At 69.5% G+C, this 26,345-nt stretch carries 27 protein-coding genes and 1 tRNA gene; 13 read left to right on the top strand and 15 right to left on the bottom strand.

The window, feature by feature from the left end:
- Positions 1 to 13 precede the first annotated feature (13 nt).
- Complete coding sequence (locus LJ657_RS45000; RefSeq protein WP_232655517.1) at positions 14 to 370, bottom strand: hypothetical protein; 357 nt, start codon at positions 368 to 370, stop codon at positions 14 to 16.
- 215 nt (positions 371 to 585) lie between these two features.
- Positions 586 to 843 carry a hypothetical protein gene (locus LJ657_RS44995; protein WP_232655516.1) on the bottom strand — a complete coding sequence of 86 codons (258 nt, stop codon included), beginning with the start codon at positions 841 to 843 and terminating at the stop codon, positions 586 to 588.
- Between the two features lie 421 nt (positions 844 to 1,264).
- Here LJ657_RS44995 and LJ657_RS44990 point away from each other — a divergent pair, with 421 nt between their 5' ends.
- Complete coding sequence (locus LJ657_RS44990; RefSeq protein ID WP_232655515.1) at positions 1,265 to 2,689, top strand: condensation domain-containing protein; 1,425 nt, start codon at positions 1,265 to 1,267, stop codon at positions 2,687 to 2,689.
- Positions 2,690 to 2,735: 46 nt separating this feature from the next.
- On the opposite strand, the gene LJ657_RS44985 is transcribed toward LJ657_RS44990, so the two are convergent.
- Positions 2,736 to 2,809, bottom strand: a tRNA-Thr gene (locus LJ657_RS44985).
- Between the two features lie 216 nt (positions 2,810 to 3,025).
- Between LJ657_RS44985 and LJ657_RS44980 the strand changes: the two genes are divergently transcribed.
- The 3 genes from LJ657_RS44980 (at position 3,026) to LJ657_RS44970 (ending at position 5,704) form a co-directional block, all read left to right on the top strand.
- Positions 3,026 to 4,162, top strand: a complete 1,137-nt coding sequence (locus tag LJ657_RS44980) for an ABC transporter ATP-binding protein (RefSeq protein ID WP_232655514.1) — start codon at positions 3,026 to 3,028, stop codon at positions 4,160 to 4,162.
- Positions 4,163 to 4,398: 236 nt separating this feature from the next.
- Positions 4,399 to 4,854, top strand: coding sequence for a hypothetical protein (locus LJ657_RS44975; protein ID WP_232655513.1), 456 nt, complete (start codon positions 4,399 to 4,401; stop codon positions 4,852 to 4,854).
- A gap of 118 nt (positions 4,855 to 4,972) precedes the next feature.
- Positions 4,973 to 5,704, top strand: a complete 732-nt coding sequence (locus LJ657_RS44970) for a nucleotidyltransferase family protein (protein WP_232655512.1) — start codon at positions 4,973 to 4,975, stop codon at positions 5,702 to 5,704.
- Positions 5,705 to 5,866: 162 nt separating this feature from the next.
- Here the strand turns inward: LJ657_RS44970 and LJ657_RS44965 are convergent, their stop codons facing one another.
- The 6 genes from LJ657_RS44965 to LJ657_RS44940 all read right to left on the bottom strand — a co-directional run bounded on the left by LJ657_RS44965 (position 5,867) and on the right by LJ657_RS44940 (position 12,360).
- The gene (locus LJ657_RS44965; protein WP_232655511.1) at positions 5,867 to 7,522 is read right to left on the bottom strand and encodes a DoxX family membrane protein; all 1,656 of its coding nucleotides are present in this window, start codon (positions 7,520 to 7,522) and stop codon (positions 5,867 to 5,869) included.
- A 245-nt stretch (positions 7,523 to 7,767) separates the two neighbouring features.
- Positions 7,768 to 8,709, bottom strand: a complete 942-nt coding sequence (gene rlmB, locus LJ657_RS44960; protein ID WP_232655510.1) for a 23S rRNA (guanosine(2251)-2'-O)-methyltransferase RlmB — start codon at positions 8,707 to 8,709, stop codon at positions 7,768 to 7,770.
- Between the two features lie 107 nt (positions 8,710 to 8,816).
- Complete coding sequence (cysS, locus tag LJ657_RS44955; RefSeq protein ID WP_232655509.1) at positions 8,817 to 10,217, bottom strand: cysteine--tRNA ligase; 1,401 nt, start codon at positions 10,215 to 10,217, stop codon at positions 8,817 to 8,819.
- Positions 10,218 to 10,341: 124 nt separating this feature from the next.
- Positions 10,342 to 10,857: a 2-C-methyl-D-erythritol 2,4-cyclodiphosphate synthase gene (gene ispF, locus LJ657_RS44950; protein ID WP_232655508.1), complete on the bottom strand. Its 516-nt coding sequence runs from the start codon at positions 10,855 to 10,857 to the stop codon at positions 10,342 to 10,344.
- Complete coding sequence (gene ispD, locus LJ657_RS44945) at positions 10,847 to 11,599, bottom strand: 2-C-methyl-D-erythritol 4-phosphate cytidylyltransferase (protein ID WP_232655507.1); 753 nt, start codon at positions 11,597 to 11,599, stop codon at positions 10,847 to 10,849. The genes ispF and ispD overlap by 11 nt, the downstream gene beginning before the upstream one ends.
- A gap of 278 nt (positions 11,600 to 11,877) precedes the next feature.
- Positions 11,878 to 12,360, bottom strand: a complete 483-nt coding sequence (locus LJ657_RS44940) for a CarD family transcriptional regulator (RefSeq protein WP_003953493.1) — start codon at positions 12,358 to 12,360, stop codon at positions 11,878 to 11,880.
- 602 nt (positions 12,361 to 12,962) lie between these two features.
- Between LJ657_RS44940 and LJ657_RS44935 the strand changes: the two genes are divergently transcribed.
- On the top strand, positions 12,963 to 13,634 hold the full coding sequence (locus tag LJ657_RS44935) for a copper chaperone PCu(A)C domain-containing protein (RefSeq protein WP_232655506.1): 672 nt from the start codon (positions 12,963 to 12,965) through the stop codon (positions 13,632 to 13,634).
- A gap of 71 nt (positions 13,635 to 13,705) precedes the next feature.
- On the opposite strand, the gene phoP is transcribed toward LJ657_RS44935, so the two are convergent.
- Both phoP and phoR read right to left on the bottom strand, forming a co-directional pair.
- Positions 13,706 to 14,377: a two-component system response regulator PhoP gene (phoP, locus tag LJ657_RS44930; protein ID WP_004000192.1), complete on the bottom strand. Its 672-nt coding sequence runs from the start codon at positions 14,375 to 14,377 to the stop codon at positions 13,706 to 13,708.
- 5 nt (positions 14,378 to 14,382) lie between these two features.
- Positions 14,383 to 15,651, bottom strand: a complete 1,269-nt coding sequence (phoR, locus tag LJ657_RS44925) for a two-component system sensor histidine kinase PhoR (RefSeq protein ID WP_232655505.1) — start codon at positions 15,649 to 15,651, stop codon at positions 14,383 to 14,385.
- Between the two features lie 247 nt (positions 15,652 to 15,898).
- Here phoR and phoU point away from each other — a divergent pair, with 247 nt between their 5' ends.
- The 3 genes from phoU (at position 15,899) to LJ657_RS44910 (ending at position 17,344) form a co-directional block, all read left to right on the top strand.
- Positions 15,899 to 16,600 carry a phosphate signaling complex protein PhoU gene (phoU, locus tag LJ657_RS44920; protein ID WP_232655504.1) on the top strand — a complete coding sequence of 234 codons (702 nt, stop codon included), beginning with the start codon at positions 15,899 to 15,901 and terminating at the stop codon, positions 16,598 to 16,600.
- A gap of 190 nt (positions 16,601 to 16,790) precedes the next feature.
- Positions 16,791 to 16,943: a hypothetical protein gene (locus tag LJ657_RS44915; protein WP_185124092.1), complete on the top strand. Its 153-nt coding sequence runs from the start codon at positions 16,791 to 16,793 to the stop codon at positions 16,941 to 16,943.
- Positions 16,944 to 17,095: 152 nt separating this feature from the next.
- Complete coding sequence (locus tag LJ657_RS44910; RefSeq protein ID WP_232655503.1) at positions 17,096 to 17,344, top strand: SCO4226 family nickel-binding protein; 249 nt, start codon at positions 17,096 to 17,098, stop codon at positions 17,342 to 17,344.
- Positions 17,345 to 17,500: 156 nt separating this feature from the next.
- Here the strand turns inward: LJ657_RS44910 and LJ657_RS44905 are convergent, their stop codons facing one another.
- Positions 17,501 to 18,631, bottom strand: a complete 1,131-nt coding sequence (locus LJ657_RS44905) for an FAD-dependent oxidoreductase (protein ID WP_232655502.1) — start codon at positions 18,629 to 18,631, stop codon at positions 17,501 to 17,503.
- 179 nt (positions 18,632 to 18,810) lie between these two features.
- Here LJ657_RS44905 and LJ657_RS44900 point away from each other — a divergent pair, with 179 nt between their 5' ends.
- Both LJ657_RS44900 and LJ657_RS44895 read left to right on the top strand, forming a co-directional pair.
- The gene (locus LJ657_RS44900; protein WP_232655501.1) at positions 18,811 to 19,044 is read left to right on the top strand and encodes a DUF8825 domain-containing protein; all 234 of its coding nucleotides are present in this window, start codon (positions 18,811 to 18,813) and stop codon (positions 19,042 to 19,044) included.
- Positions 19,045 to 19,088: 44 nt separating this feature from the next.
- Positions 19,089 to 19,313, top strand: coding sequence for a hypothetical protein (locus tag LJ657_RS44895; RefSeq protein ID WP_232655500.1), 225 nt, complete (start codon positions 19,089 to 19,091; stop codon positions 19,311 to 19,313).
- A gap of 32 nt (positions 19,314 to 19,345) precedes the next feature.
- Here LJ657_RS44895 and LJ657_RS44890 read toward each other — a convergent pair whose 3' ends face one another.
- The 3 genes from LJ657_RS44890 to LJ657_RS44880 all read right to left on the bottom strand — a co-directional run bounded on the left by LJ657_RS44890 (position 19,346) and on the right by LJ657_RS44880 (position 22,794).
- Positions 19,346 to 20,056: a DUF4232 domain-containing protein gene (locus LJ657_RS44890; protein ID WP_232655499.1), complete on the bottom strand. Its 711-nt coding sequence runs from the start codon at positions 20,054 to 20,056 to the stop codon at positions 19,346 to 19,348.
- 395 nt (positions 20,057 to 20,451) lie between these two features.
- Complete coding sequence (locus LJ657_RS44885) at positions 20,452 to 21,543, bottom strand: SGNH/GDSL hydrolase family protein (protein ID WP_232655498.1); 1,092 nt, start codon at positions 21,541 to 21,543, stop codon at positions 20,452 to 20,454.
- A 489-nt stretch (positions 21,544 to 22,032) separates the two neighbouring features.
- Positions 22,033 to 22,794, bottom strand: a complete 762-nt coding sequence (locus LJ657_RS44880) for a phosphoglyceromutase (protein ID WP_030941433.1) — start codon at positions 22,792 to 22,794, stop codon at positions 22,033 to 22,035.
- Positions 22,795 to 22,945: 151 nt separating this feature from the next.
- Here LJ657_RS44880 and LJ657_RS44875 point away from each other — a divergent pair, with 151 nt between their 5' ends.
- From LJ657_RS44875 to LJ657_RS44865, 3 genes are all read left to right on the top strand, one after another.
- On the top strand, positions 22,946 to 24,217 hold the full coding sequence (locus LJ657_RS44875; RefSeq protein ID WP_232655497.1) for an MDR family MFS transporter: 1,272 nt from the start codon (positions 22,946 to 22,948) through the stop codon (positions 24,215 to 24,217).
- A 67-nt stretch (positions 24,218 to 24,284) separates the two neighbouring features.
- Positions 24,285 to 25,532, top strand: coding sequence for an AAA family ATPase (locus LJ657_RS44870; protein WP_232655496.1), 1,248 nt, complete (start codon positions 24,285 to 24,287; stop codon positions 25,530 to 25,532).
- Positions 25,532 to 26,260, top strand: a complete 729-nt coding sequence (locus tag LJ657_RS44865) for an RloB family protein (RefSeq protein WP_232655495.1) — start codon at positions 25,532 to 25,534, stop codon at positions 26,258 to 26,260. Before LJ657_RS44870 ends, LJ657_RS44865 begins: the two co-directional genes overlap by 1 nt.
- Positions 26,261 to 26,345: the final 85 nt, after the last annotated feature.

Raw genomic sequence — 26,345 nt, 5'->3', positions numbered from 1 at the left:
AGAGGTGCGGGCCTCAGCCCAGCAGGCCACCAGGCAGTTCCGAGGGGTGGTCGTTGTCCTGCGGGCCCGAATCATTGTTGGGGGAACAGGTCACCTCGGGCCCGATCTTCGTGCTCCCACTGTTCAGCAGGGGGATGACGGGCAGCTCCATGGGCGTCTGCGGCGTGCAGGTGTTGGCCCGGCGGACGATGAAGTCCTCACCGTCGGACGTCTTGCCGGCGAACCGCTGGACACAGGTGACGTCGCCGGACGCGCTCACGGCGCAGGCGCCCGGGCCCGCTGCGGCATACGCCTGGGTGGCTCCGGCGCAGGTCACGGCGAGGCCGCACAGAAGCCCCGAGACGGCCGCGATCTTCTTCCTACTGAGCATGTGATCCGTTTCCTTTGTGAGGGGCACCCGGGCGCGTGCGCCACGGGCCGGCCCGTTTCGCCTACGAAGTGAAGGACTGACCTGCTGAAGGAACTTCCAGAGCCATCACGAACGCATGCGGGCCACGGGAGCGGCCTCGCGCTCCGGGCGGCCACACGTGAACGGGCCCCTGCGGGGGGTGACCCCGAGGGGCTCGCGGAAAGCGTCGCGCACGATTACGCAGTGAAGGCGTTGTTGAACTGACCGCAGGTGGTGTCGAACGTCTCGGAGAGACCGAGAACGCCGATCGGGAGGTCACCGTCAGCCACCGTCTGCGGGCTGCACTCCTGGTACGGGCGGTAGTGCTCGGTCACCTTCGGCTTGGCGTCGTGCCCGTGGCCGTGGGCGTAGGCGGTGCCGGCGCCGGCACCGATGACGGAGAGACCGCCAGCCGCCACTGCTGCTGCGATCATGGCCTGTTGAAGCTTGCGCATGAAACCCTCGGTCCTTCATTGCCGTGATGTCGAGGCAGATTGCCTACTGTGACTGGATGAACACTAGCAGTAACAACTAGGCATTCCACACTGCCGGATATCCCGTGTCCACTCGACGCGCGGTAACTCCGGCTTGCGCAAAGTCCGTTCGAAGCAGGGCGTATTCTCCACGTACGAGAATTGGGGCAGCTCGCCCCGGTACCGGATGAACTCCGGTTCCTCGAACGCGACTTGTTCGTATGTTGAAATGCCCGGACCGGCGAATACCGGTGTCCCGCAGACCGATTGGCGCACATCCGCCGATCACTCAATCCACTCAAAAGTGGGAACACCCCATGTTCCGGGTATCTCCTTTCGCGGTCGCGGCATTCCCTTGATCGGGTCCGCCCGATTCGGGCTCCAACTGCGACAGGAGACGCCCGTGCGAATCACCGACATCCAGCGTTGCGAAGTCCGGCCCGGACGGCTCGTCGAGTGGGCGCTCAGTCCGGCGACCGTCACGTTGGCGGCGGGCCTTCCGGATGACCCCCGACCGCCGGCGTACGTCCAGGAGTCGCACATCAGGACCGCCCGATCGGTGCACGAGGACGGCCTGTTCGTGCCGACCTGGGTCGGTGCGGCGTTCGACATCCCGGGCAGGGCCGACCTGGACGCGCTGCAGGACGCACTGCGCAGCTGGACGCTCCGGCACGAGACGCTGCGCAGCGGATTCCGCTGGGACGGCGACGAGATGCGCCGTTTCACGCTCGACACCGAGGACGTGTCCCTCCAGCGCGAGGACATCGGCGACTTCACCGACGCGACGCGGCTCGTCCAGCACCTCCAGGACCGCTTCGACACCTCCGCGAGCGCGCTGAGCTGGCCCAACTTCCTCTACGCTGCGGTCCTCAGGGACGACAGCACGAGCCTGTACATCGCGTTCGACCACAGCAATGTCGACTCCTACTCCATCCAGCGCATGCCCGCCGAGATCAACGAGCTCTACACGGCGGCGGCCGAGGGGCGCCCCGTCGAGGAGTCACCGGTCGGCAGCTACGTCGACTTCTGCGAGATCGAGCGCGCGGACGCGGACCGGATCGACGGCACCCACGCCATCGTCGGCCGCTGGCGGGACTTCATCCGGCGGTGCAGCGGAAAGCTGCCCAACTTCCCCGTCGATCTGGGGCTGGAGCCCGGCGGCGACCTGCCCAGGCAGAAGCTGATGCGCGAGATGCTCGTCGACGCGGACGCCGCCGCGGCGTTCGAGTCGTACTGCCGGCCCTTCGGCGGCAGCCTCGTCGGCATCCTGGCCGCGACCAGCCTCATCGTGCACGAGATCGGCGGACAGCCCGTCTACCGCGCGGTCGTTCCGTTCCACACCCGGGTGAAGTCCAAGTGGTCCAACTCCGTGGGCTGGTACGTCGGCGGCGCCCCGATCGAGGTCGCATACGACCAGGCACCCGACTTCCCCACCGCCCTGACCGCCGTGCGCGCCGAACTGCAGGCCAACAGGTCGCTGGCCCGCATGCCCCTCGCCCGCGTGCTGCGCCTGCTCGGCGAGGACTTCCGTCCGACCTCGCCCGACCTGTACTCGATCGTCTCGTTCGTCGACGCACGAGGCATCCCCGGGGCCGAGCGCTGGGACGAGCTGGCGGCCTACGGACTGGTGCGGGTGTCCTACGGCGACCAGGTGTGCATCTGGCTGAACCGGCTCCACGAGGGCCTGTGGTTCACCTGCCGCTACCCGGACACCGACATCGCGTACAAGAACATGCGGCTGTACGTCGAGCGGCTGCGGGACGTCATCCTCACCGTGGCCGGCGAGCAGCGCGCCAGCGAACTCGCACCGCACGAGCTTGCCGGGTGAACGCACGGACAGGGGCGGCCCCGCGCGGGACCGCCCCTGTTCAGCGAGCCCCCTGTCGGATTCGAACCGACGACCTTCGCTTTACAAGAGCGGCGCTCTGACCAGCTGAGCTAAGGAGGCCTGCACACGAGCTTCGCGTGCGTGCCCGTGCAGTGTACCCAGGTCCCGGCCGCCCCCTGTCGAAAATTTCCGCGAAGTTCACAGCCCCTGGGGTACTGACAGATCAGGCGAACGCCAGGTAGCGTCCTGAGCCAGTTCACCCTCGTGGACTACACCACCACCTTCCTACAACGGATCGTCCGGCACGTTCCTGCCGGTAGAAGGGGGCCCATCACCATGGCCACTGTTACGTTCGACAAGGCGACCCGGATCTACCCGGGCACCGAGAAGCCCGCCGTCGACGGTCTGGAGATCGAAGTCGGGGACGGCGAGTTCCTCGTCCTCGTCGGTCCGTCCGGCTGCGGCAAGTCCACCTCGCTCCGCATGCTCGCGGGGCTCGAGGACGTGAACGGCGGCGCCATCCGCATCGGTGACCGCGACGTCACGCACCTGCCGCCCAAGGACCGGGACATCGCCATGGTGTTCCAGAACTACGCGCTGTACCCGCACATGACCGTCGCCGACAACATGGGCTTCGCGCTCAAGATCGCCGGCGTCAACAAGGCGGAGATCCGCAGCAAGGTCGAGGAAGCCGCGAAGATCCTGGACCTGAGCGAGTACCTGGACCGCAAGCCGAAGGCCCTCTCCGGTGGTCAGCGCCAGCGTGTCGCCATGGGCCGCGCCATCGTGCGTGAGCCGCAGGTGTTCCTCATGGACGAGCCGCTGTCCAACCTCGACGCCAAGCTCCGTGTGTCGACGCGTACGCAGATCGCGTCGCTGCAGCGCCGTCTCGGCATCACCACCGTCTACGTCACCCACGACCAGGTCGAGGCCATGACGATGGGCGACCGCGTGGCGGTCCTCAAGGACGGTCTGCTCCAGCAGGTCGACTCGCCGCGCAACATGTACGACAAGCCCGCCAACCTCTTCGTCGCCGGCTTCATCGGCTCCCCCGCCATGAACCTGGTCGAGGTGCCGATCACCGACGGCGGTGTGAAGTTCGGCAACAGTGTCGTCCCGGTCAACCGTGACGCCCTCAAGGCCGCCTCCGACAAGGGCGACCGCACGGTCACCGTCGGTGTCCGTCCCGAGCACTTCGACATCGTCGAGGAGAACGGCGGCGCCGCCGCGGCCCTGTCCAAGACCACCGAGGACAAGCCGGCCGGTCTCGCGGTCTCCGTGAACGTCGTCGAGGAGCTCGGCGCCGACGGCTACGTCTACGGCACCGCCGAGGTCGGCGGCGAGACCAAGGACCTCGTCGTCCGTGTCGAGGGCCGCCGGGTGCCGGAGAAGGGCTCCACGCTGCACGTGGTGCCGCGTCCGGGCGAGACCCACGTGTTCTCGACCTCCACGGGTGAGCGTCTCACCGACTGAGGCCACTCGGCCGACCGGCAACTCCCGAAACGCCCATCCCGGGTAATTCACCCAGGTTGACGAAGAAAGGCCCCGCAGACCCCTGCGGGGCCTTTCTCGTTGTCGACATTTACCCCGGCACACCGGTCATTTCGAGCAGCGTGCGTCAACTTCGCACCCGGTTCGAGACGGCCCTTCGTCACCCGAACTGATTACTAAATGTCGCCAAATCATCACCTGGCGCTACTCTCACTCGCGTGAAGCACTCCACTAACCAACAGACGCGAAGCGGCCGGGGCCCCGCCCGCCGGATCGGCCGCACGCTCGCCCTTGTCCTGCCGGTCGTCCTGGTGCTTTCCGGGACCCTCGCGGTCACCCGAGTCAACTGGACGGGAAACCCCTCGAACTCGGTCCTCACCGCCTCGGACGCGTCCGACATCACCTCGGACGCCAGGGCCGCCCACCGCGCCCCGCAGGACGTGCTGCGCGACAAGCTCCTGGGCGAGCTCCAGCAGGAGGACCCGGGCACGGTCCTCACCCACCTCCAGCAGGCCGTGAACGAGCGCCCGTCGCTCGCCAAGCACTGCGTGTCCATCGCCCGGTCCCTGGGCCGCGCCGCGGTCCGCATGTACGGCCCCACGCGCGCCCAGTCCTATGCCCGCCCGGTCTGCGACACGTCCTTCGCCTCGGGCGTCGCGGGCGCGCTCACCTGACCCCGGACCCGTCCCTCCTCCGGCGCGGACACCACGGACAGTTCGGAGGAGGGTAACGGCTGATTAAGGAACGGTTGCCGACTCCGGACCCGGGTGGGACGCGCCGTACAGTTCGGGCATGAGCGATCCGAACGCCGCGTCCCGCCCCGTTCAAGCCGTCATCCTGGCCGGTGGCCAGGGCTCCCGGCTGCGTCCCTACACCGACGACCGGCCCAAGCCGATGGTCGAGATCCCCGGTACGGGGACTCCGATCATCGGCCATCAGCTTGTCTGGCTGGCCGAGGAGGGCGTGACGGACGTGGTGATCAGCTGCGGCCATCTCGCCGAGGTGCTGCAGGACTGGCTGAAGACGGCCGACCTGCCGGTGCGGGTGACGACGGTCGTCGAGACGGAGCCGCTCGGGCGCGGTGGCGGACTGAAGTACGCCGCCGCCCACCTCCCGCACCCGGACCGGCCCTGGTACGCCACCAACGGCGACATCTGGACCCGCTTCTCGCTGCGCGACATGGCGGACTTCCACACGGAGCGCGACGCGGTCGCGACGCTGGCCCTGGCCCGCCCCCGCATCCCCTGGGGCGCGGTGAAGACGGACGGCTTCGGGCACATCACGGACTTCATCGAGGCGCCGCCGTCGACGTTCGAGATCAACGCGGGTGTCTACGTCTTCTCGTCCGAGTTCGCCGGACTGCTGCCGGAACGCGGCGATCACGAGCGTACGACGTTCCCTCATCTGGCCCGTGAGCGGCGGCTGGCCGGGTTCACGATCCCGCAGGGGGCGTACTGGCGCGCCATCGACACGGCGAAGGATCTGACCGAGGCGGCGAAGGAGCTGGCCGCTCTGGGGCGGTGAGGGCCCGGCCCCGAAGGTTGTTTTGCGTCCGCGGGTGAGTGGGGGCTCGTCGCGGCGTTCCCCGCGCCCCTTATAAAGGCCGCTCCGGTCCCGTACGCCAAAGAGGCCCCGCACGTTTTCGTGCGGGGCCCCTTTGTATGGACCCGGTGCCCACCGGTTCGGTCAGCCCAGCAGGCCGCCCACCAGGCCCTGGTCGCCGGAGGACGAGCCTGAGGAGCCGGTGCCGCCGTCTCCGCCGCCGGAGGTGGGGCCGGAGCTGGTGCTGGGGGCGCCGCCGGACGGCGAGGACTGCTGGTGCGGGGTGTGGCCCGCGGTGCCCTGGGTGTGGCTGGGCGTGCCGCCGGTCGCGGTGGCGCCCGGCGTGGTCGCCGCGCCGGAAGGCGTGGAACCGGCGGTGGCGCCATGGGTGGGGGCGTTCGACGCCGAGGGCGACTGGCTGTTCCGCTTGTGCGGCTCCTGCGGGAGCGGGGATCCCGGCAGTTCGTTGCGCGGGGCCTCGCCGGGCCCGGGGACGATCACGCGGTCGGCGTCGCGTACTGCGCCGCCGAGCAGCGAGCCGACGAGCAGGGTGAGACCGGTCACGATCGCCGTGATGAGGGCGCCGCGGCGCAGGACGTAGGCGCGCAGGTCCCAGATGTCGGAGCAGGGGCCCAGGCGCCGCCAGGCGCTGCCGGCGAGGCGGCCGTCGATGGAGTAGACCGGGGCGCCGGCGATGATCAGCGGGGACCAGGCGGCGAGGTAGATGATGTCGGGGGCGTCGTAGGCGGGAACGGTCTTCCAGCTGACCGTGACGATCAGCGCGGCGGAGAGCAGGGCGCCGAAGACGGCGGCCACGCGCTGCCAGCAGCCCAGGACCGTCAGGACGCCCACGACGACCTGTGCGAAGGCGATGACGAGGCCGGAGCCGACAGGGTGCTGGAGGGCGAACTGGCGCAGCGGCTCGGCGACTTCCCAGGGGTGCAGGGTGTTGAGCCACTTGACCATGGAGCCGCGTTTGCCGCCGTCGAAGTAGACGGGGTCGCAGAGCTTGCCCATGCCGGCGTAGATGGAGATGAAGCCGAGGAAGATGCGCAGGGGGAGCAGGACGACGCCGAGGTTCATGCGGCGGCCCGGGTAGTAGGCGTGCCGGGCCGGGTCGACGCCGTGGCGCTTGGCGGGCCGGTCGCTGTCGTCCGCCTCGTCGAACTCGTCGAACTCGCCGGAGTCGTCGAACTCGTCCGTCTCGTCGAAGTCCTCGAACTCCTGGGCGCCGTAGGCGTGTTCCTCGTCGTATGCGCTGCCGGGGGTGCGCATGTTGGGGAGGAAGCGGGTGCCGACGACGTCGTCGACGGGGCGGCCGCGCTGGGCGCCGACGATCGGGGTCTCGACGGTCTGTTCCAGCTCGTCGTAGGCCTCGTCGTAGCCGCCGACCTCCACGCGCGGGATGACCTGGGTGGCTCCCGCGTCGACGGACGGGTCGTCACCGTGCCGGACGCTGCCGCCGCGGACGGCCTGGAGCAGACGGTGCGCGCCGGTGTCGTCGGGGGCCGACCTGCCACTCCAGACGACGGGCCGGCGGCGGGCGCCCGCGCCCGCTCTGCCCGCGGCGGTACCGGCGACGGGCGTGCGGGCGGCGTCCTGGGAGGCGGTCAAGTGCCGTGCGATCCGCGGCGATCGGGTGCGGGCCGAGGCGCCGAGCTGCACACGGAAGCTCGCATGATTGACGATGACCTGCGCGGGATCGCTCGGCACCTTCACCATGCTCAGCGCGGGAGCGTCATCGAATCCCGACGGGCCGTCCCCCGTGGGTGTGCGGGGTGTTCTGGTGTCCACACTCATCTAACCGAGTGACGTGTGGTTAGGACACTGCTTTGACCCGCCGGATGTGTCCGGATCGCGTCAACGTTGACCGGGACGCCCAGATTGACCCGTACGAGTGTCGATACGGACGCATGTTCAGTCGCGCCGCCGTGCCGCCTCGTAAGGCACGACCTTTACCGACCGCCACCCTCGCAACCGGCGCGGCATCGAGCGGCCGCGCCGGCCTCCGACCGGCCGGCTCCGCCTGCCCACGCCGACCGCGGTCAGGCCCTCCGACGAGCCGCCTCATACAGGACAACCCCCGCAGCCACACCGGCGTTCAACGACTCGGCACCACCCGGCATCGGAATCCGCACCCGGAAGTCGCACGTCTCGCCGACGAGCCGGGACAGGCCCTTGCCCTCGCTGCCGACCACGATCACGACGGGGCCCTGCAGGGCTTCCAGGTCGCCGATCTCGTGCTCGCCGTCGGCGGCGAGGCCGACGACCACGATGCCCTGCTTCTTGTACCCCTCCAGGGCGCGCGTCAGGTTGGTGGCGCGGGCGACGGGAGTACGCGCCGCGGTGCCGGCGGACGTCTTCCAGGCGCCGGCGGTCATGCCGGCCGCACGCCGCTCGGGGACGACGACGCCGTGGCCGCCGAAGGCGGAGACGGAGCGGACGACGGCGCCGAGGTTGCGCGGGTCGGTCACGCCGTCGAGGGCGACGATCAGCGGGTCCTCGCCGTCGTCGTAGGCGGCGCTCGCCAGGTCCTCGGGGTGGGCGTACTCGTACGGCGGGACCTGGAGGACGAGGCCCTGGTGGTTGAGGCCGTTGGTCATGCGGTCGAGCTCGGGGCGGGGCGCCTCCATGAGGTTGATCCCGCCGCGCTCGGCCGCGAGCTGGAGGGCCTCGCGGACGCGCTCGTCGTTGTCGATGAACTGCTGGACGTAGAGCGTCGAGGCCGGCACGCCCTCGCGCAGCGCCTCGACCACCGGGTTGCGGCCGACGACCAGTTCGGACGACGACTTGCCGCCGCGGCCGCGCGGCGCCGGACGACGCGCCGCCTGCTTCGCCTTGGCGTTCGCGATGCGGTTCGCCTTGTGCTTCTTGCGCATCTCGGCGGGCGGGGTCGGGCCCTTGCCCTCCAGGCCCTTGCGCCGCTGGCCGCCACTGCCGACCTGCGCGCCCTTCTTGCCGGACATGCGGCGGTTGTTGGCTGCCATGACCTACCTGTCTGCTCTCAAAAGGTGAAGTGTGCGTTCGTACGTCTGTGAAGTGTGCCGCCCGGACGGCCGGGCGGCACAATCGATCTTCTGATCAGCTGCTGGGCTCAGCGCGGGCCGAGGCTCCAGCGCGGCCCCTGCGGGCCGTCCTCGATGGCCAGACCCGACTGGCCCAGCTGGTCGCGGATGGCGTCCGCGGTGGCCCAGTCCTTGCGGCCGCGGGCCGCCTCACGCTGGTCGAGGACCAGGCGTACGAGGCTGTCGACCACGCCGTGCAGATCCTCGCCGCGGTCGGTCTCGCCGACCCAGTGCGGGTCGAGGGGGTCGAGGCCGAGGACGCCGAGCATGGCGCGCACCTCGGCGAGGCGGGCCACGGCGGCTTCCTTGTCGTCGGCGGCGAGGGCGGAGTTCCCCTGCCGGACCGTGGTGTGCACGATGGCGAGGGCCTGTGGCACACCCAGGTCGTCGTCCATCGCCTCGGCGAAGGCGGGCGGGACGTCGGTGGCCGGTTCGACGGCTCCCCCGGCCTTCTCGACGACACGCTGGATGAAGCCCTCGATGCGCGCGAACGCCGACTCGGCCTCGCGCAGCGACTCCTCGCTGTACTCGATCATCGAGCGGTAGTGCGGGGTGCCGAGGTAGTAGCGCAGCACGATCGGCCGCCAGGTCTTGACCATCTCGCTCACGAGCACGCTGTTGCCCAGCGACTTCGACATCTTGTCGCCCGCCATGGTCACCCAGGCGTTGTGCACCCAGTACCGCGCGAAGTCGTCGCCGTAGGCCTTGGCCTGGGCGATCTCGTTCTCGTGGTGCGGGAAGATCAGGTCGAGGCCGCCGCCGTGGATGTCGAAGGCGGTGCCCAGGTACTTGTGCGCCATCGCCGAGCACTCCAGGTGCCAGCCGGGACGGCCGCGGCCCCACGGCGTCGCCCAGGTCGGCTCGCCCGGCTTGGCGGACTTCCACATGGCGAAGTCGCGCGGGTCGCGCTTGCCGGTCTCGCCGACACCCGAGGGCTGCTGGAGGTTGTCGAGTTCCTGCCGCGACAGCTCCAGGTAGCCCGGGAAGGAGCGCACGTCGAAGTAGACGTTGCCCTCGGCCTCGTACGCGTGGCCGCGCTCGATGAGGCCCTGCATCATCTCGACCATCTCGGTCACATGGCCGGTCGCCCGCGGCTCGTACGTCGGCGGGAGGCAGCCCAGCGCGGTGTAACCGTCGTTGAACGCCCGCTCGTTGTCGTAGCCGATCGACCACCACGGGCGGTTCCGCTCGGCCGCCTTCGCGATGATCTTGTCGTCGATGTCCGTGACGTTCCTGATGAACGTCACGTCGTAGCCGCGGTACTCGAACCAGCGGCGCATGATGTCGAAGTTGAGGCCCGAGCGGATGTGCCCGATGTGCGGGGCCGCCTGCACGGTGGCACCACAGAGGTAGATCGAGACACAGCCCGCTGTGAGCGGGACGAAGTCACGGATCTGCCGGGCGTTGGTGTCGTACAGGCGAATGGTCACCACTCCAGGGTAGTGGGCGCAGGGTAGTGCCCAGCGACCTTCCCCTCAAAAGGTGTCGTCGTGGCTGCCGTGGACTGGGGGCTGGGCCCCCCGACCCCCGCTTTCGGCCCGAACGGCCTCGTCCTCAGACGCCGGACGGGCCGGCAGCCCGCACCACCAGTGCCGTCGCGATCGCCATCAAGCCCTCTTCTCTGCCCGGGAAGCCGAGGCCGTCCGTCGTCGCGCCCGACACCGACACCGGCGCTCCCGCCGCCTCCGACAGGAGCTTCTGGGCCTCGTCGCGGCGTTTGCCGATCTTCGGGCGGGGGCCCACCACCTGGACGGCGATGTTGCCGATGCGGAAGCCCGACTCGCGGACGATGCGGGCGGCCTCCGTGAGGAGGGTGACGCCGGACGCGCCCGACCACTCGGGGCGGCCGGTGCCGAAGTGCTGCCCCAGGTCGCCGAGGCCGGCGGCGGAGAAGAGCGCGTTGCACGCCGCGTGCGCGACGACGTCCGCGTCGGAGTGGCCGGCCAGGCCGGGGCCCTCGCCCTCCCACCTCAGGCCCGCGCACCACAGCTCGCGACCCTCCTCGAAGGCGTGGATGTCGGTGCCGATGCCGACCTGGGGCAGCAGCCCGCCAAAGGAGTCAGAAGCCATCGTTCAGCCTCCTGCGGGCCAGGACCGCCTCCGCCAGGACCAGGTCCAGCGGGCGCGTGACCTTGAAGGCCTCCTCGTGGCCGGGTACGACCACGACCCGCAGGCCCAGCTGCTCGATCATGCTGGCGTCGTCGGTGACGTCGTCGGTCACGGTCTCGTGGGCCTGGACGAGGGCGGCCCGTTCGAAGCCCTGGGGGGTCTGCACGGCACGCAGGCGGGACCGCTCCGGGGTGGCCACCACCGGCTCCGGCTCGCCCGGCGCCGCGGCCGGCTCGACCTCCTTGACGGTGTCGGCGAGGGGCAGCGCGGGCACGACGGCCGGCGCTCCCTCCCGTACCGCCTCGATCACCGCGTCGACCGTGTCCACCGGCACCAGCGGCCGTGCCGCGTCGTGCACCAGCACGATGTCGTAGTCGGGGGGCAGGGCGTCGAGGCCGAGTCTCACGGACTCCTGGCGCGAGTCGCCGCCCGGGACGACGACGAAGTCGGTCCGCTCGGGCAGTGCGTGCGCGTCGAGCAGCGACTTGACCTCGGGCGCGCCGTCGGGCGGTGCCACGACGACGACCAGCGAGACCGCGCGGGACGCGGCCATCGCCCGCACCGCATGGATGAGCATGGGGGTGCCGCCCAGCGCGCGGAGCGCCTTGGGGGCGCCCGGACCTAGGCGTACGCCCCGTCCGGCGGCCGGAATCACCGCCGCCGTGCGGGTTCCGGCGGGCGAAGGGCGCGAATCGTCAGACATCGGTTCCTGTCAGGTTTGTGTGCTGGCCTTGCGTGGGTATGGCCTGGGAAGTGCCGGGCGCGACGCCTTGACCGGACCCTTCCGTGACACCGGTCGAGCCAGCTGCCCGGGCCCGGCACGCCAAGTATCTCGGGGGAACCTCCCCGACAGTGACGACGTACGCAAAGGCGTGCCTGGGTATGAACATGCCGCAGCGCCCGGCGACAGAAAAAAGTCATCGGGCACCGCGGCATTTCAATGTACTGAGTGCTGAAGCGGGCTTGCGCCTGCTGTCAGGTTCAGGACGCGAGGACCTCGTCGAGCAGCGCCTCGGCCTTGTCCTCGTTCGTGTTCTCCGCGAGGGCGAGTTCGCTCACCAGGATCTGGCGGGCCTTGGCGAGCATCCGCTTCTCACCCGCGGACAGTCCGCGCTCACGCTCACGACGCCACAGGTCACGCACCACTTCCGCGACCTTGATGACATCGCCGGAGGCGAGCTTCTCCAGATTTGCCTTGTATCGACGCGACCAGTTCGTGGGCTCCTCGGCATACGGCGCGCGCAGCACCTCGAAGACCCGGTCCAGCCCGTCCTGACCGACCACATCACGTACGCCGACGAACTCCGCATTGTCCGCTGGCACACGTACCGTCAGGTCACCCTGGGCGACCTTCAGCACCAAGTAGGTCTTGTCCACGCCTTTGATCTGGCGAGTTTCGATGGCCTCGATCAGCGCGGCCCCGTGATGGGGATAGACCACGGTGTCGCCAACCTTGAACGTCATGTGACAGGTACCCCTTCCGTGGCTATCCAGGGTAACACGGAAACCGCGGGTTCTGAATGGCGTTTTCGCAGGTCAGGGCATATCTCGGGGCTTGACAACTGCAACAGGAACGTGCTGCGCGGCCCGATCGGAAGAAGGTATTCGCAGGTCGGAGCGGCTCTCCGGGGGAGGTGAAACGCGTACGTTACACACATCCGGAGGCTCCTCCAAGGGGACGAACATCCACATATGTCCGGTTCCAAGTGTGCGACTTCCGCTACTCCGTTCGGCGTCAGGAGTCGCTTCCGCGTCGATTCCGGAATTGATCACAGGCACCTGCCTACGTGGCCTGTTGTTCGGCGGCGTGATCAATTCCGAGGGCCGCCGCGCATTCCTTCACGGAGATTTTGCGCCCCGCCGGACGGGGTATGCCGGAGCGACTTATGTGAATGACGGACGGGCGTGGGCTACCCCCTGTGGACTACTCCCTGGTGAGCCATGCCGGGGCCAGAGGGAGGGTCGGGTGCGGCGACCCGGGAACGGCTCGGTAACCTAAGGCCGCTGACAGACACTTAGGGCGGCTTTATCGGTCGCCACGCTCAAGTCAAGGAGTTGCCGCCGCCGTGAGCAGCAGCCTTCGACGCGGCGCCCTCGCCGCGGCCGCCATCGCGTTCTCGATCGCCTCGCTCGCCGCGTGCGGCGCGGGCGGCGACGCCCAGACGCTGCAGGTCAAGCCGGACAACGCGGCGGCCCAGGTCGGGAACCTCAAGGTCCAGAACGTCCTGATCATCACGCAGCCCGACCTGCAGTCGACGGGTCCCGCCGCGATCGCCGCGACCCTCTTCAACAACGGTGGTACCGCGCAGACGCTGGACTCCATCACGCTGCCCGGCACCGGCAAGACCGCCGAGCTCAAGCCCGCCAAGGGCAGGGGCCCGCTGACCGTCCCGGCCCACGGCTCTCTCGTGATCGGCGGCAAGGGCAACGCGTCCGCATCCCTGCCCAGCAGCCGCGAGGCCGTCCAGGACGGCAACGCGCAGCAGATCACCTTCACCTTCAGCCAGACCGGCGCGGTGACCCTGCGCGGCTTCGTGGTCCCCTCCGACAGCTACTTCACGAAGTGGGGTCCGAGCGAGGTTCCGACGGGCGCCCCCAGCACCAGCCCCACGCCGACCAAGGGCACGACGGCGTCCCCGAACCCGTCCACCTCGGCCTCGAAGCCGGCCACTTCGGCCACCCCGACCGACGCGGCCTCCGCGAGTGCGTCGGCGTCGAAGCCGGCCGCCGGCCACTGAAGCACCCTTACGACGAAGGGCGGGACCTCTCCAGGAGGTCCCGCCCTTCGTCGTAAGGCCCGCTGGTCGGCCTACGGCTCGAACTTGTACCCGAGCCCGCGGACCGTCACCAGGTACCGCGGCGCGCCCGGGTCCGGTTCGATCTTCGCGCGCAGTCGCTTGACGTGGACGTCGAGGGTCTTGGTGTCGCCGACGTAGTCGGCGCCCCAGACGCGGTCGATGAGCTGCATACGGGTCAGTACGCGGCCGGCGTTGCGCAGGAGCATCTCCAGCAGGTCGAACTCCTTGAGGGGCAGGTCGACCTTGGAGCCGGAGACCGTGACCACATGGCGGTCCACGTCCATACGGACCGGGCCGGCCTCCAGGGCGGCCGGGGTGACCTCCTCGGGCTCGCCGCGGCGGCGCAGGACGGCGCGGATGCGGGCGACCAGCTCACGCGAGGAGAACGGCTTGGTGACATAGTCATCGGCTCCTATTTCCAGGCCGACGACCTTGTCGATCTCGCTGTCCTTGGCGGTCACCATGATGACGGGGACGTTGGAGCGACCGCGCAGCTGGCGGCAGACCTCGGTGCCGGGCAGGCCGGGCAGCATCAGGTCGAGGAGGACGAGGTCGGCGCCGTTGCGCTCGAACTCGTCGAGTCCGTCGGGGCCCGTGGTCGCCACTGCGACCTCGAAGCCCTCCTTGCGGAGCATGTACGACAGGGCGTCGGAGAAGGACTCCTCGTCCTCGACGACAAGCACTCGGGTCACGGAAGGACCTCCGGGGCGGGAAGCGGTTCGTACGGGGATGACTGCGGGGGTTGTCGGTCGGCCTCGTCGTCGAGATCGTCCGGGTCTGGGTGTTGGTTCGCGCGGTCGCGGGCAGCCCCCGCCTCCGGCAGCCTCAGGGTGAACGTGGAGCCCTGACCCTCGGAGCTCCACACCGTGACCTCCCCGCCGTGCGAGGCGGCCACGTGCTTGACGATCGCCAGCCCCAGGCCCGTACCGCCGGTGGCACGGGAGCGGGCGGGGTCGACGCGGTAGAAGCGCTCGAAGATGCGCTCCTTGTCCTTTTCGGAGATGCCGATGCCCTGATCGGTCACGGCGACCTCGATGTGCTCACCGCCGGGCGCGGTCACCCGGCGAGCCGCTATGCCCACACGGGTGCGGGCAGGCGAGTAGTTGACGGCGTTCTCGACAAGGTTGCCCAGGGCGGCGGCCAGCTGACCCCGGTTCCCCCAGACGTGCAGGTCGGCGGTGCCGCCGGCGGCCATGGTGATCTGCTTGGCGCCTGCCTGGTGGCGGCAGCGGTCGATGGCCTCGGCGACCAGTTCGTCCACGCGGACGGGTTCGGCGTCCTCGAGGGGGTCGTCGTTCTGCACCCGGGACAGGTCGATGAGCTCCTGCACCAGGCTGGTGAGCCGGGTGGCCTCGATCTGCATCCGGCCGGCGAAGCGCTGCACGGCCTCCGGGTCGTCCGAGGCGTCCATGACGGCTTCGGAGAGGAGGGAGAGAGCGCCGACGGGGGTCTTCAGCTCATGGCTCACGTTCGCGACGAAGTCGCGCCGTACCGCCTCGATGCGGCGGGCCTCGGTGAGGTCCTCCACCAGCAGGAGCACCAGCCGGGAGCCGAGCGGGGCCACGCGGGCGGAGACGGCGAGCGCGTCGCCGCCCCGTCCTGTGCCCCGCCGCGGCAGATCCAGCTCCACCTGGCGTATCTCCCCGTCCCGCCGTGTGTCCCGGGCCATCTGGAGCATCGGTTCCACGGAGAGCCTGCCGCCGCGGACCAGGCCCAGGGCGTACGCCGCGGAGCTGGCCTTGACGACCGCGTCGGCCTCGTCGAGGACGACGGCCGAGGAGCGGAGCACGGACAGGACGGTGTCCACGCCCGGCGGAAGTACCGGGTCCGTGTGCAGGGAGGTGCGGGTGGGGCGCTTCTGCTCCCGCTCGCTCCAGCGGAACGCCAGCATGGCGATCACGCCGGTGAGCACCCCGGCGATCGCTGCCGCTGCGGCGACCGCCGCGTTCACGTCCATGCAAACAGGTTAGGCATGGGGTACGACATCCCCACAGCCGTCGAGGTGCGAGCTCGAACACTCGTCGCCCAGAGTTCACCTTGGAGCCAGTGATGGTTCATTTGGGATGCCGGAAACGGACGCGTGCGGGCCGGAACGTGGGAGCGTGGGGTGCGAAGCGCCGTTTTTGAACTGCCGGTTTTCGGCCGACGGACCTACGAGCCCCTGCCCCGGCAGCCCCGAAGGACACGTAAGAGAGGGACCCCTGATGCGGGACGCGTACCACGAGGAACTGGATTCGATCGGCGACGGTCTGGTGGAGATGGCCCGGCTGGTCGGGTCGGCGATCGGGCGCGCCACGACCGCCATCCTCGACTCCGACCTCAAGCTGGCCGAGAGCGTCATCGAGGGCGACAAGAAGGTCGACGAGCTGCAGCACGACCTGGAGGCCCGGGCGATAGCCCTGCTGGCCCGCCAGCAGCCGGTGGCCACGGATCTCCGTATCGTCGTCACCTCGCTCCGTATGTCGGCCGACCTGGAGCGTTCGGGCGACCTGGCGCAGCACGTCGCGAAGCTGGCCCGCCTCCGCTTCCCGGAGCGCGCGATCCCGCACGACCTGCACGCGACCATCCTGGAGATGGGCCAGCTCGCGCAGCGCCTGATGGCCAAGGCGGCCGAGGTGATCATCACCAAGGACGTCGACCTGGCGATGCAGCTGGAGCAGGACGACGACGAGATGGACCTGCTGCACCGCACCCTCTTCCAGCACCTGCTGGACGACCGCTGGCAGCACGGCATCGAGACGGCGGTGGACGTCACCCTCCTCGGCCGCTACTACGAGCGGTACGCGGACCACGCGGTGGCCGTCGCCAAGCGCGTGGTGTTCCTGGTGACGGGTGAGCACGCGGACGAGCTGCAGGGAGACGTCCAGCCGGAGATCCAGCCGGTGTCCGGGGGCGACGGAGCATAGGGTCCCAGGGGCCCCCGGGGGCGACGGAGCGTAGGGCCCAGGGGCCCCGGGGGGCGTCAGGCCAAGGGATGCCGAGGGGCGTAAACCCTGAGGGCGGGGCGTGTGGGCGCCACCGTGCGCCGTTGATGCGCCCAGCCGAGCGGGCATGCAATGAGCACAGGCACCAGCCTCTAGGCCTCCAGGAGGACCCATGGCCGAAGCCCCCACCACGCCCGACCCCACGCAGGAGCGCGAGACGGACCAGCCCGCCGAGATCAAGAGCCTCCCGCTCTTCGGCGCGTGCGGCTGCGGCTCGGGCTGCGGCTGCGGGTGCCAGTCGGGCAATCCCTGTCAGTGCGGCTGACCGCTCCGGTTGATTTCGTACGACTCGTACGACGGTGAAGGGCCCCGGTGACCGTGCCGGGGCCCTTCGTCGTGGGTCGCCCCGGAGCCCGTACGAGCGCAGCATGGAAGCAGGGAAGCGAAGAAGTCGGCGTCGGAAGGAGGTGCGATGCCATGGCGCAGTTCATGGACGTACACCACGGGATGAAGGGCATCACGGCCGACCAGCTGCAACAGGCCCACCAGGCCGACCTCGCCATAGAGAAGGACGAGGGCGTGCATTTCCAGCAGGCCTGGGCGGACCCCGAGTCCGGCACGGTCTACTGCCTCTCGGAGGCCCCCTCGGCGGAGGCGGTCCAGCGCATCCACGAGCGGTCGGGTCACAAGGCGGACGAGGTGCACGCGGTGCCGCTGTCGGTCTGAGGCGGTCCGTCGGCTGCGGTCGGTCTGAGGCGGTCCGTCGGCTGCGGTCGGTCTGAGTCGGTCCGTCGGCTGCGGTCGGCCCCCTGCCTGCGGGAGTACGCGGGCAGGGGGCCGGAACAGCGGGGAGAAGCAGCCGGCACCAGCAGAAAGTGCGGCTCATTCCGCCTTCTCGGTGAACATGTCGATCAGGCCGCGGGCGGTGTTGGCCTCGGAGTCGATCGCGGGCATCTCCGCGCCTTCGAAAGTGGCGGCCTCGGCGCTACGGGGGAACATGGCCTGCTCGTACTCGGCGAGGGCGGCCTCGGTGTCGTCCCGGTGCGCGGCGATGGCTTCGCCGAGTTCGGCGCCGTCGAGCATGGCGAGGTTGGCGCCTTCCCCGTTGGGGGCCTGGAGGTGGGCGGCGTCGCCGAGCAGGGTCACGCCCGGCACCCGGTCCCACCGGTGCCGGGTGGGCAGGGCGTGCAGGGAACGCAGCACCGGCGCGGTGTCGCTGTCGGTGATCAGCCCGGTGAGTTCCGGCGCCCAGCCCTCGAACTCCGCCGCGATCCGCGCGGTCGCCGCTTCGGCATCGGTGAAGTCGATGGCGGCGAACCAGTCCAGCGGCTTGAACAGCCCCACGTACATGTGCAGGGTGTCGCCGCTCTCCCGGTGGGCGAAGATCTCCCTGCCCGGCGAGGGCGCGATCATCAGCCCGCCGCCGACCGCCTTCGCGGCGGCGGGGTGCCGGATGTCGGCCTCGTGCAGATAGGTCTCGACGAACGACGTGCCGGTGTACGCGGGTGTGGCGTCGGAGAGCAGTGGCCGGACCCGTGACCAGGCGCCGTCCGCACCGACCAGCAGGCTCGTGAGGAGCGTGGTGCCGTCGGCGAAGACCACCTCATGGCGGCCGTCACCGAGGGCACGTGTGCCGCTGACCTTGTGGCCCCACCGGACGGTGCCCGCCGGGAGCGAGTCGATCAGTATCCGCCGCAGTTCACCGCGCATCGCCTCGGGGCGTCCGCCGTTGCCGTCGTCGGCCTTGTCGAGCAGGACGGTCCCGTCCGGGTCGAGGACCCGCATCGCCTCGCGGCCCTCCAGGACGATGGCGCGGAACTCGTCCATCAGGCCGGCCGCCTTGAGGGCGAGCTGCCCGTTGTAGTCGTGGATGTCGAGCATCCCGCCCTGTGCGCGCGCCGACGCGGAGGCCTCCGCCTCGTAGACGGTGGCCGGGATGCCGTGGACGTGCAGAACGCGGGCGAGGGTGAGTCCGCCGAGTCCGGCGCCGATGATCGTGACGGGTGTGTTCATGGTGACTCCTCAGGGATCGGGCCGCCCGGCGAGCTCCGGCCGGCCCCGTCCCTGGAAGGTGTCAGCCGCCGCCGACGGGCCGCCTACATCCGCCCGACAGCCCCTGGCGGTCGCCGACATCCGACCGACACCCCGACATGCAGTGGCCTCCAAAATCGAACACATGCTTGAATTCGGCCATGCGACCGTTTCCCGACGACCTCGCCCGGGCCCAGCAGGACTGGCGTGCCACCTACCGCCGGCTCGCCGAGCAGCCCGGCCGTACCGAGCTGCGCCGGCGCCTGCACCGGCTGTCGGCCCAGCTGTACTTCCACCCCTATTGGCAGCAGCGACGCCCCAGCCCCGCGGCCTGGTGGGAACTCCGTGACCTGGGACGACCGGATGCGCCCGGCAGTGAGCGGCTTCCTCGATGACGGGCTGGAATGCAGGCACGCACATACCGGATGATCCTGAAGACATGTCCGGACCGATTCGCGTGATCGTCCATCCACCGTCACCCACGGGCGGCCGACGCGTGCGCGTGGACGGTGAGATCCTCGGGCTGGCGCACAACGTGGCCGATGTCGCGGAGTTCCTCCGCCGGGCCGGGCTGGAGATCGACCCGGCGGACGTGGCGACGTCACCGTGGATCGAGTGGCGGGGGGCGGGGCCGGAGCGGTGGGGGCCGGAGCCGGGCGGCTGAGACACCGGCGACGCGCCCCCGCCGACGCTCCGTCAGAAGTCGTACGGCTTCCTGGTGCTCCAGTTCAGCACGTCGGCCTCGTTCCAGCTGAACTGCGGCTTCTGGCCCTTGCTGTCGACGGAGTAGAAGGGGCCGGTGTGACCGTCCGCGCCGCGCAGCGCGATGGCGAACGACTGCGCCGTGTGGTGCTTCGAGCCGTAGTCGAAGAGGTTCACCGCGCTGTACGCCTTGCCTCCGGGCTGGAGCGTGATGCGCTTGTCGCCGCCCGGGTTGTCCTTCTTCGAGTGCGGCAGTGCGGCACTGTCGACGTTCCCGTCGAGCTTCACGGCCGGGTACGAGATGACCCAGCAGGGCTTGGTGCCCTCGTTCGACGCGGTGACCAGCAGGTGGTCGCCCTGCTGACCGGCGAACCGGTGTACCGCGGTGACCAGCATCTCGTCTCCGCGGCACTGCTGGGCGCCGGCCGTCGTGCCCTTGCCCGCGGCCTCGCCCGTCCCGCCCGAGGCGGTCGCCGGACGGGCCCCCTTCTTGGTGTTGCCGGCGCTGGTGGCCTGCTCCGCGCTGCCCTTGCCGTCCCCGCTGGACGCGGACCCGCTCTGCCCGGTGGCAGCGGCATGGTCGCCGCCCGCCGCCTTCGAGCCGCCGTCGGCGCCGCCACAGGCGGTCAGGCCCAGCGCCAGCGCGGCGGTGACGGCGGCCAGGGCGGCGGAACGGGCGGTACGGCGCGTACGGTGCGTGGTCATGATGAAAGCTCCCCCATGGTCATGGCTGTTTGGCTGCACCCCATGAGATGACGCCCCGGCGAGCGCCGTTCACCCGGGTCTGTCCGCATTCGGTAACAAGGCGTAACAGGACGTGACAAGGCTCGTTGTTGGTCGCTGGTGGTTGACCTCGGAGGTTCCACAGAGGTTCCAGGCTGTCGGCGCGATCCGTGTCTCCGGCTCAGTCCGGTACGTGTCACGACCGCGGACCGGGCACTGTGTCCGAGTCGGGGCGCCGTGACGATTCACGTCGGCGCGCCACCAGGGTGGTACCAGTGGCCACCAAGCCGGTCGCCAGGCCGTCCGTAGCCGAGCCGGGCAGGCCGCCCGCGATACCGCGAGCGGCCTGCCGCCTTGCTGGATCTACTGGCTGTCCGTCAGCTCTCCTGGCTCACACGGCGCCTGCGCGCGAAGTACACCGCGGCGGTACCGGCCACCACGACCGCGACACCGGCACCCGCGACGACGGGAGTGCTGCTCGACGCGCCGGTCTCGGCGAGACCTCCGTTCGTGGTCGGGTGGTTCGCCCCCGTGCCCTTGCCGGGCGCGGGCGTGGTCGACCCGCTGGGGGTCGGGGACGCACCGGGCGCGGGCGCGTCGTTCTTGGCGAGCACGGCCGCGAAGGCGCCTGCGATCACCTTGTGGCCGTCGGCGTTGGGGTGGGGGTCCTTCTTCGTGCACGCCCACGTCAGCTGACAGATCTTGGCCACGTTCGCCGGCACCTCGCCCGCGCCGGGCACGTTCACCTGGGTGGTGAAGTCGTCCGAGGAGAACGCCCCGGCCACGTCCGCCACCTTGAAGCCGGTGGACTTGTACACCTGGGCGATCCCGGTGTTGGCGGCCTTGACCAGGGGTGCCGACTCCTTGGCGGCCTGCTGCCCCGCGGCGCCCTGCAGCCAGGCCCCCAGGAACGGGTTGTGGTACGTCGAGCCCACGAACTGGGTGTTGTTCGCGCCCGCCTTGCGGAGCGTGCCCGCGATCTGGGCGAGGTTCTTCACCATGGTCTGGCTCGCGCCGTTCAGGCATGCCGCGTCGAGGGTGCCGGCCGGGCTGACGCAGTTGAGCAGGATGTCGTCGGCGCCCACGCTGAGGGTGACGTAGGCGACCTTGCCGTGGTGCTGGGCCATGGCCTGCAAGGCGGCGTCCAGTTGGGACTTGGCGTGCGGGTAGTCGCACTTTCCGCCCTTGAGCATGGACTCGGTGGTCTCACCGGTGCAGCCGAGGCGAATGTGCTTCAGTCCGGGGTCGCGCTGCTTGAGCTGCGCGTAGAGCTGGTCGGGGTAGGCGACGTGGGTGTCCTTGTCGACGTCCGGCTGGTAGCCGGTGGCCAGGGAGTCGCCGAGCGAGATGTAGTACGTCGTGTCCTTGCCGTTGGCCGCCTCGCCGGCGGTCGCCAGCCCGGGCGTGCTCAACACGATCGTCAGAGCGGAGATGGCCAGAGGGGGGCCGAAACGCTGAAGGGAGCTCATCACTTGCGTGTGCTTTCCAGTTGTTGGGGGGGTGGGTGCAGGAAGACATGGCAGGAGAGTGGGGAAGCGGCAAACTCAGCCGCTGCGGTTTTCCGGGCACCCCGAAGAACGCCTCTGTTAAGGCATAGATGGGATTACTGCCATCACGAGATACGGGATCTGCCCGACTTCGCTCGGAGGCGTGAGCGTCAATCTAGCGGGATTTCCAGCGTCTTGGGTAGGGGAGGCCGACCAAACCGGCGATCGCTATGACACTGCAATCTTCAGAAAGGTCCCATGAATCAGGCTTGGTGACCGGACCCGTCGGTAGCCATTCGCTGAGTGATCGACTGAGTGGTGAAACGTCCTCGACCGCCGTGTCTGGGCCACCCGCGAAGAACTCCGGATCGCGATCGTGCCCCCCGGCTGACGGCCCAGAGACGGCCCAGGGCAAGAGAAGAGCCCCCTCCCCGCGGAGAAACCGCAGGCAGGGGGCTTACTCGTGGGCGGTTACTTCTTCTTGCCCTGGTTCTTGACCGCCTCGATCGCCGCCGCGGCCGCCTCCGGGTCGAGGTACTTGCCGCCGGGGGTGACCGGCTTGAAGTCGGCGTCGAGCTCGTAGGAGAGCGGGATGCCGGTCGGGATGTTCAGGCCCGCGATGTCCGCGTCCGAGATGCCGTCCAGGTGCTTGACCAGGGCGCGGAGGCTGTTGCCGTGGGCGGCGACCAGGACCGTGCGGCCGGCGAGGAGGTCCGGGACGATGCCGTCGTACCAGTACGGGAGCATGCGGACGACGACGTCCTTGAGGCACTCCGTGCGGGGGCGCAGCTCCGGGGGGATGGACGCGTAGCGCGGGTCGTCCGACTGGGAGAACTCCGTGCCGTCCTCAAGGGGCGGGGGCGGGGTGTCGTACGAGCGGCGCCACAGCATGAACTGCTCCTCGCCGAACTCCGCGAGGGTCTGCGCCTTGTCCTTGCCCTGGAGGGCGCCGTAGTGGCGCTCGTTCAGGCGCCAGCTGCGGTGGACCGGGATCCAGTGGCGGTCCGCGGACTCCAGCGCGAGCTGCGCCGTGCGGATCGCGCGCTTCTGGAGGGACGTGTGGACCACGTCGGGGAGAAGATCGGCGTCCTTCAGGAGCTCGCCACCGCGGACTGCCTCCTTCTCGCCCTTCTCGTTCAGGTTGACGTCCACCCAGCCGGTGAACAGGTTCTTCGCGTTCCACTCGCTCTCGCCGTGGCGGAGGAGGATCAGCTTGTACGGTGCGTCGGCCATGTCCCAGAGCGTAATCCACGCATTCGGGCCACAGGAGGCCCGCCCAGCAGACGGACAGTTGACGGCATCTGTTAATTGAGTGGCCCGGCCCGTTGACCCGTGCGTAAGTTGTGCATGCCGCTTGGGCCACTTACTTCCGTGGGGGATCTCGATGTCAGTCGCCAGTCTGAGACGTGCCGCCCGGGAGACCGTCTCCGGGCTGCCCCGCGAGTTCTGGTGGCTGTGGACCAGCACCCTCGTCAACCGGCTCGGTGCGTTCGTCGCCACCTTCATGGCTCTGTACCTGACGATCGACCGCGGGTACTCCGCCTCCTACGCCGGTCTCGTCGCCTCCCTGCACGGCCTCGGCGGGGTTGTCTCCTCTCTTGGGGGCGGAGTCATGGCCGACCGGCTCGGGCGGCGGCCCACCCTGCTGATCGCCCAGTCGTCGACCGCCGTCTCCGTCGCCCTCCTCGGGTTCGTGCACGACCCCGTCGCCATCGCCGCCGTCGCGTTCCTGGTGGGCATGGCGTCCAACGCCTCCCGGCCCGCCGTCCAGGCGATGATGGCCGACATCGTGCGGCCCGAGGACCGGGTGCGGGCGTTCTCCCTCAACTACTGGGCCATCAACCTCGGGTTCGCCGTCTCCTCCATGGCCGCCGGGTTCATCGCCGAGTTCAGCTATCGCGCCGGGTTTCTGATCGAGGCCGGGATGACCGCCGTCTGTGCGGTCGTCGTCTTTCTGAAGCTGCCCGAGTCACGGCCGGCTGTCGCCGTCTCCCAGGGGGCGCGGGAGGACGTCGTCGGTCTCGGTGCCGTCCTCCGCGACAAGCGGTACATGGGGGTCGTCGGGCTGTCGTTCCTGGTCGCCCTCGTCTTTCAGCAGGGGTCCGTCGGATTGCCCGTCGCCATGGGCCAGGCCGGATTCACGCCCGCCGACTACGGCATGGCCATCGCCGTCAACGGCGTTCTGATCGTCGCGCTGCAGATCCCCGTCACCCGGTTCATCGAGCGTCGGGATCCCCGGCGGCTGCTCGTCGTCTCGTCCCTGCTGGCCGGGTACGGCCTCGGACTCACCGCCTTCGCCGGGTCGGTCGGCGTCTTCGCTCTCACCGTGTGCGTGTGGACTCTGGGCGAGATGGTCAACGCGCCCACGCAGACGGGACTGGTCGTTCGGCTGTCGCCCGTGCACGGGCGGGGGCGCTACCAGGGCGTGTACACCTTGTCCTGGTCCCTCGCCGCGCTTGTCGCTCCGCTGATGTCCGGTGTCGTCATCGACCGGTTCGGGGCGGAGTGGCTGTGGGGGGTGTGCGCGGTCGTCGGCACGGTGGCCGCCGTTGGGTACGGCGCCCTTATGCGGCGGCTTCCGGCGGCGGAGGAAGCAGTCTCCCCGAGGCAGCTGGAGACCTCCGGGTCAAAGCACATGCCTGAACAGGCGGCTTGACCTCCCCAGTCCGGTAGGCGCACATGTGATCACGGCATTACTCTGTGCGCGACGAGAGGAGGCTGGCGTGCTGCTGAGATTCCGAGTGGCGAACGTACGATCACTGCGCGACGAGCAGGAGCTGTCCTTCACCGTCCCCGCTGGGCACGATCCCGGCCCTGCCCGAACCGTGGAGCTTGCAGGAGGCAAGAACGTCGAGGTCTACCCCCTGCTCGGCATCTTCGGCGCCAACGCCTCGGGGAAGTCCAACGTCCTGGCTGCGCTGGCCCACATGCGCAACGCGGTGATCAACTCGTACGCGAGGTGGACCACCTACGGCGGCCTTCGCCGCCAGCCGTTCGCCCTGGACGACAAGTCCGCGCAGGACACGTCCTTCTATGAGGTCGACTTCGTCGCCGAGGACGGCATCCGCTGGACCTACGGCTACGAACTCAGCGCGAGCCGGGTGGAAGCCGAATGGCTGCACGCCTATCCGCGGGGACGACGCCAGGTCTGGCTCGACCGGGACGCCTCCCGCGACGAGGAGTACGAATTCCCCGGCGGTCGGATCCAGGACCGGGCACGCCTGGCCCGCACGACCCGCGCGAACGCGCTCTTCCTCTCACACGCGGGCACCGACAACCATCCACAGTTGACCCCGATCTTCCACTGGTTCGACCGGAACCTCTGGTGGATCGACCCGGAGGACGACCGGCACGAACGCGAGGCGTTCACCATTCAACGGCTCCAGGAAGAGGAGTCGCGACAGCGCATCGAAGAACTGCTCCGAGTCGCGGATCTCGGAATCACCGGCGCCGAGATCGACCAGCAGCCCGGCCAGCCCCCCAGCGTCCGCCTGACCCACGTCTCCGGCACCCTGCTCGAATGGGACCAGGAATCCCTCGGCACCCGCTCGTGGTTCGCCCTGCTCGGCCCGCTGCTGCTCGCCCTGGACGAGGGCGCTGTACTCCTCGTCGACGAGCTGGACTCAAGCCTGCATCCCCGCTTCGCAGCAGAAGTCGTACGCCTCTTCCACGACCCTCTCGTCAACACCCGTGGTGCACAACTGGTGTTCACCTCCCACGACCCCTCACTGCTGCGCACACCCAGCGACGGCAGGCTGATGGACCCGGGCCAGGTCTGGCTGACAGAGAAGGACGAGACCGGCGCCACCGAGCTCTATCCGCTGACGGCGGCCGAGCCCGGCGAGCTGGAGGACCTGACGAATTCCTATCTGGCCGGGGTGTTCGGGGCCGTACCGGATATCACCGAGGGGCAGATCGCACGCCGCCTGCTGGCGGCACGTTTCACAGAGATGGAGGCTGGGCGGGCCTGATGACGAGTCGGACACGAGGCAAGGACTCGACGGAGCGGACTCAGCGCGCTTCCAAACGTCAGCCCACCGTGTGGGTCTTCACCGAGGGCACACTCACCGAGCCCCAGTACATTGACATCGTCAAGGGGCTGCGCGACCCGCGGATCCGACTCTCCGTGCACATCGCCAACGACGAGCGCACCCACGGCGGTACGAAGGGCCCTCGGAATCCGACCTACGGTCGCAAGCCTCTGGACCTACTCGACCGGGCCCTCGGCAAGCTCCGCGAGGAGAACAGGAAAGCCAAGCGGGAGAAGTGGCCCGCCCCTCCGAGGGGCACGCGCTGGACCACGGTCTGGTGCCTTATCGACCGCGACCAGCACCAGGGTGTCGACAAGGTGATCGACACGGCCAGGGAAACGGACGGACTGGAGGTCGCCTTCTCCCACCCCTGCTTCGAGCTGTGGCGGCTGCTGCACTGCAAGGACTACACGAGTACGTTCGGCGGGGTATGCGACGACGCGACCAGGCGGCTGCCCTTCGTCATACCGCGCATGTCCAAGGAGGAGGCGAAGGTCGTGCTGCCTTCACAAATCCTCAAGAGTGACGTGGACGGATTCTCCAAGGCCAAGGCGCGCGCCCAGCGGATCAACTTCCAGCACCCCGAGCACGTACTCCACAGCTGTCGCGACCCGTACACGGATGTTTGGCGCTTTGTGGAGGAGGGTCTGCAAGTCACCGACTACTAGCTCGCTCGGCAGCTTCACCCTGTGCGCGTAGCAGTACACAGCGTGCCCCACTGCGGGTTTTCACGAATCTCCTTGTGCGCCGTAC

Source organism: Streptomyces guryensis, assembly GCF_021261325.1.
In the GTDB taxonomy this organism is placed as follows: Bacteria; Actinomycetota; Actinomycetes; order Streptomycetales; family Streptomycetaceae; genus Streptomyces; species Streptomyces guryensis.
The sequence above is the reverse complement of the archived record's forward strand: the minus strand, read 5'-3'. Positions and strand labels throughout refer to the sequence as shown.

Bases quoted from the DNA above. Each gene is read 5' to 3' on its own strand.
- LJ657_RS44905 (WP_232655502.1), bottom strand. From the start codon at position 18,631: ATGAACACACCCGTCACGATCATCGGCGCCGGACTCGGCGGACTCACC.
- phoR (WP_232655505.1), bottom strand. From the start codon at position 15,651: ATGGACGTGAACGCGGCGGTCGCCGCAGCGGCAGCGATCGCCGGGGTG.
- LJ657_RS44865 (WP_232655495.1), top strand. From the start codon at position 25,532: ATGACGAGTCGGACACGAGGCAAGGACTCGACGGAGCGGACTCAGCGC.
- LJ657_RS44910 (WP_232655503.1), top strand. From the start codon at position 17,096: ATGGCGCAGTTCATGGACGTACACCACGGGATGAAGGGCATCACGGCC.
- ispD (WP_232655507.1), bottom strand. From the start codon at position 11,599: ATGTCTGACGATTCGCGCCCTTCGCCCGCCGGAACCCGCACGGCGGCG.
- LJ657_RS44890 (WP_232655499.1), bottom strand. From the start codon at position 20,056: ATGACCACGCACCGTACGCGCCGTACCGCCCGTTCCGCCGCCCTGGCC.
- LJ657_RS44880 (WP_030941433.1), bottom strand. From the start codon at position 22,794: ATGGCCGACGCACCGTACAAGCTGATCCTCCTCCGCCACGGCGAGAGC.
- LJ657_RS44940 (WP_003953493.1), bottom strand. From the start codon at position 12,360: ATGACGTTCAAGGTTGGCGACACCGTGGTCTATCCCCATCACGGGGCC.
- LJ657_RS44895 (WP_232655500.1), top strand. From the start codon at position 19,089: ATGTCCGGACCGATTCGCGTGATCGTCCATCCACCGTCACCCACGGGC.
- LJ657_RS44970 (WP_232655512.1), top strand. From the start codon at position 4,973: ATGAGCGATCCGAACGCCGCGTCCCGCCCCGTTCAAGCCGTCATCCTG.
- ispF (WP_232655508.1), bottom strand. From the start codon at position 10,857: ATGGCTTCTGACTCCTTTGGCGGGCTGCTGCCCCAGGTCGGCATCGGC.
- LJ657_RS44980 (WP_232655514.1), top strand. From the start codon at position 3,026: ATGGCCACTGTTACGTTCGACAAGGCGACCCGGATCTACCCGGGCACC.
- LJ657_RS44965 (WP_232655511.1), bottom strand. From the start codon at position 7,522: ATGAGTGTGGACACCAGAACACCCCGCACACCCACGGGGGACGGCCCG.
- LJ657_RS44875 (WP_232655497.1), top strand. From the start codon at position 22,946: ATGTCAGTCGCCAGTCTGAGACGTGCCGCCCGGGAGACCGTCTCCGGG.
- LJ657_RS44995 (WP_232655516.1), bottom strand. From the start codon at position 843: ATGCGCAAGCTTCAACAGGCCATGATCGCAGCAGCAGTGGCGGCTGGC.
- LJ657_RS44885 (WP_232655498.1), bottom strand. From the start codon at position 21,543: ATGAGCTCCCTTCAGCGTTTCGGCCCCCCTCTGGCCATCTCCGCTCTG.
- LJ657_RS45000 (WP_232655517.1), bottom strand. From the start codon at position 370: ATGCTCAGTAGGAAGAAGATCGCGGCCGTCTCGGGGCTTCTGTGCGGC.
- LJ657_RS44915 (WP_185124092.1), top strand. From the start codon at position 16,791: ATGGCCGAAGCCCCCACCACGCCCGACCCCACGCAGGAGCGCGAGACG.
- LJ657_RS44900 (WP_232655501.1), top strand. From the start codon at position 18,811: ATGCGACCGTTTCCCGACGACCTCGCCCGGGCCCAGCAGGACTGGCGT.
- phoU (WP_232655504.1), top strand. From the start codon at position 15,899: ATGCGGGACGCGTACCACGAGGAACTGGATTCGATCGGCGACGGTCTG.
- rlmB (WP_232655510.1), bottom strand. From the start codon at position 8,709: ATGGCAGCCAACAACCGCCGCATGTCCGGCAAGAAGGGCGCGCAGGTC.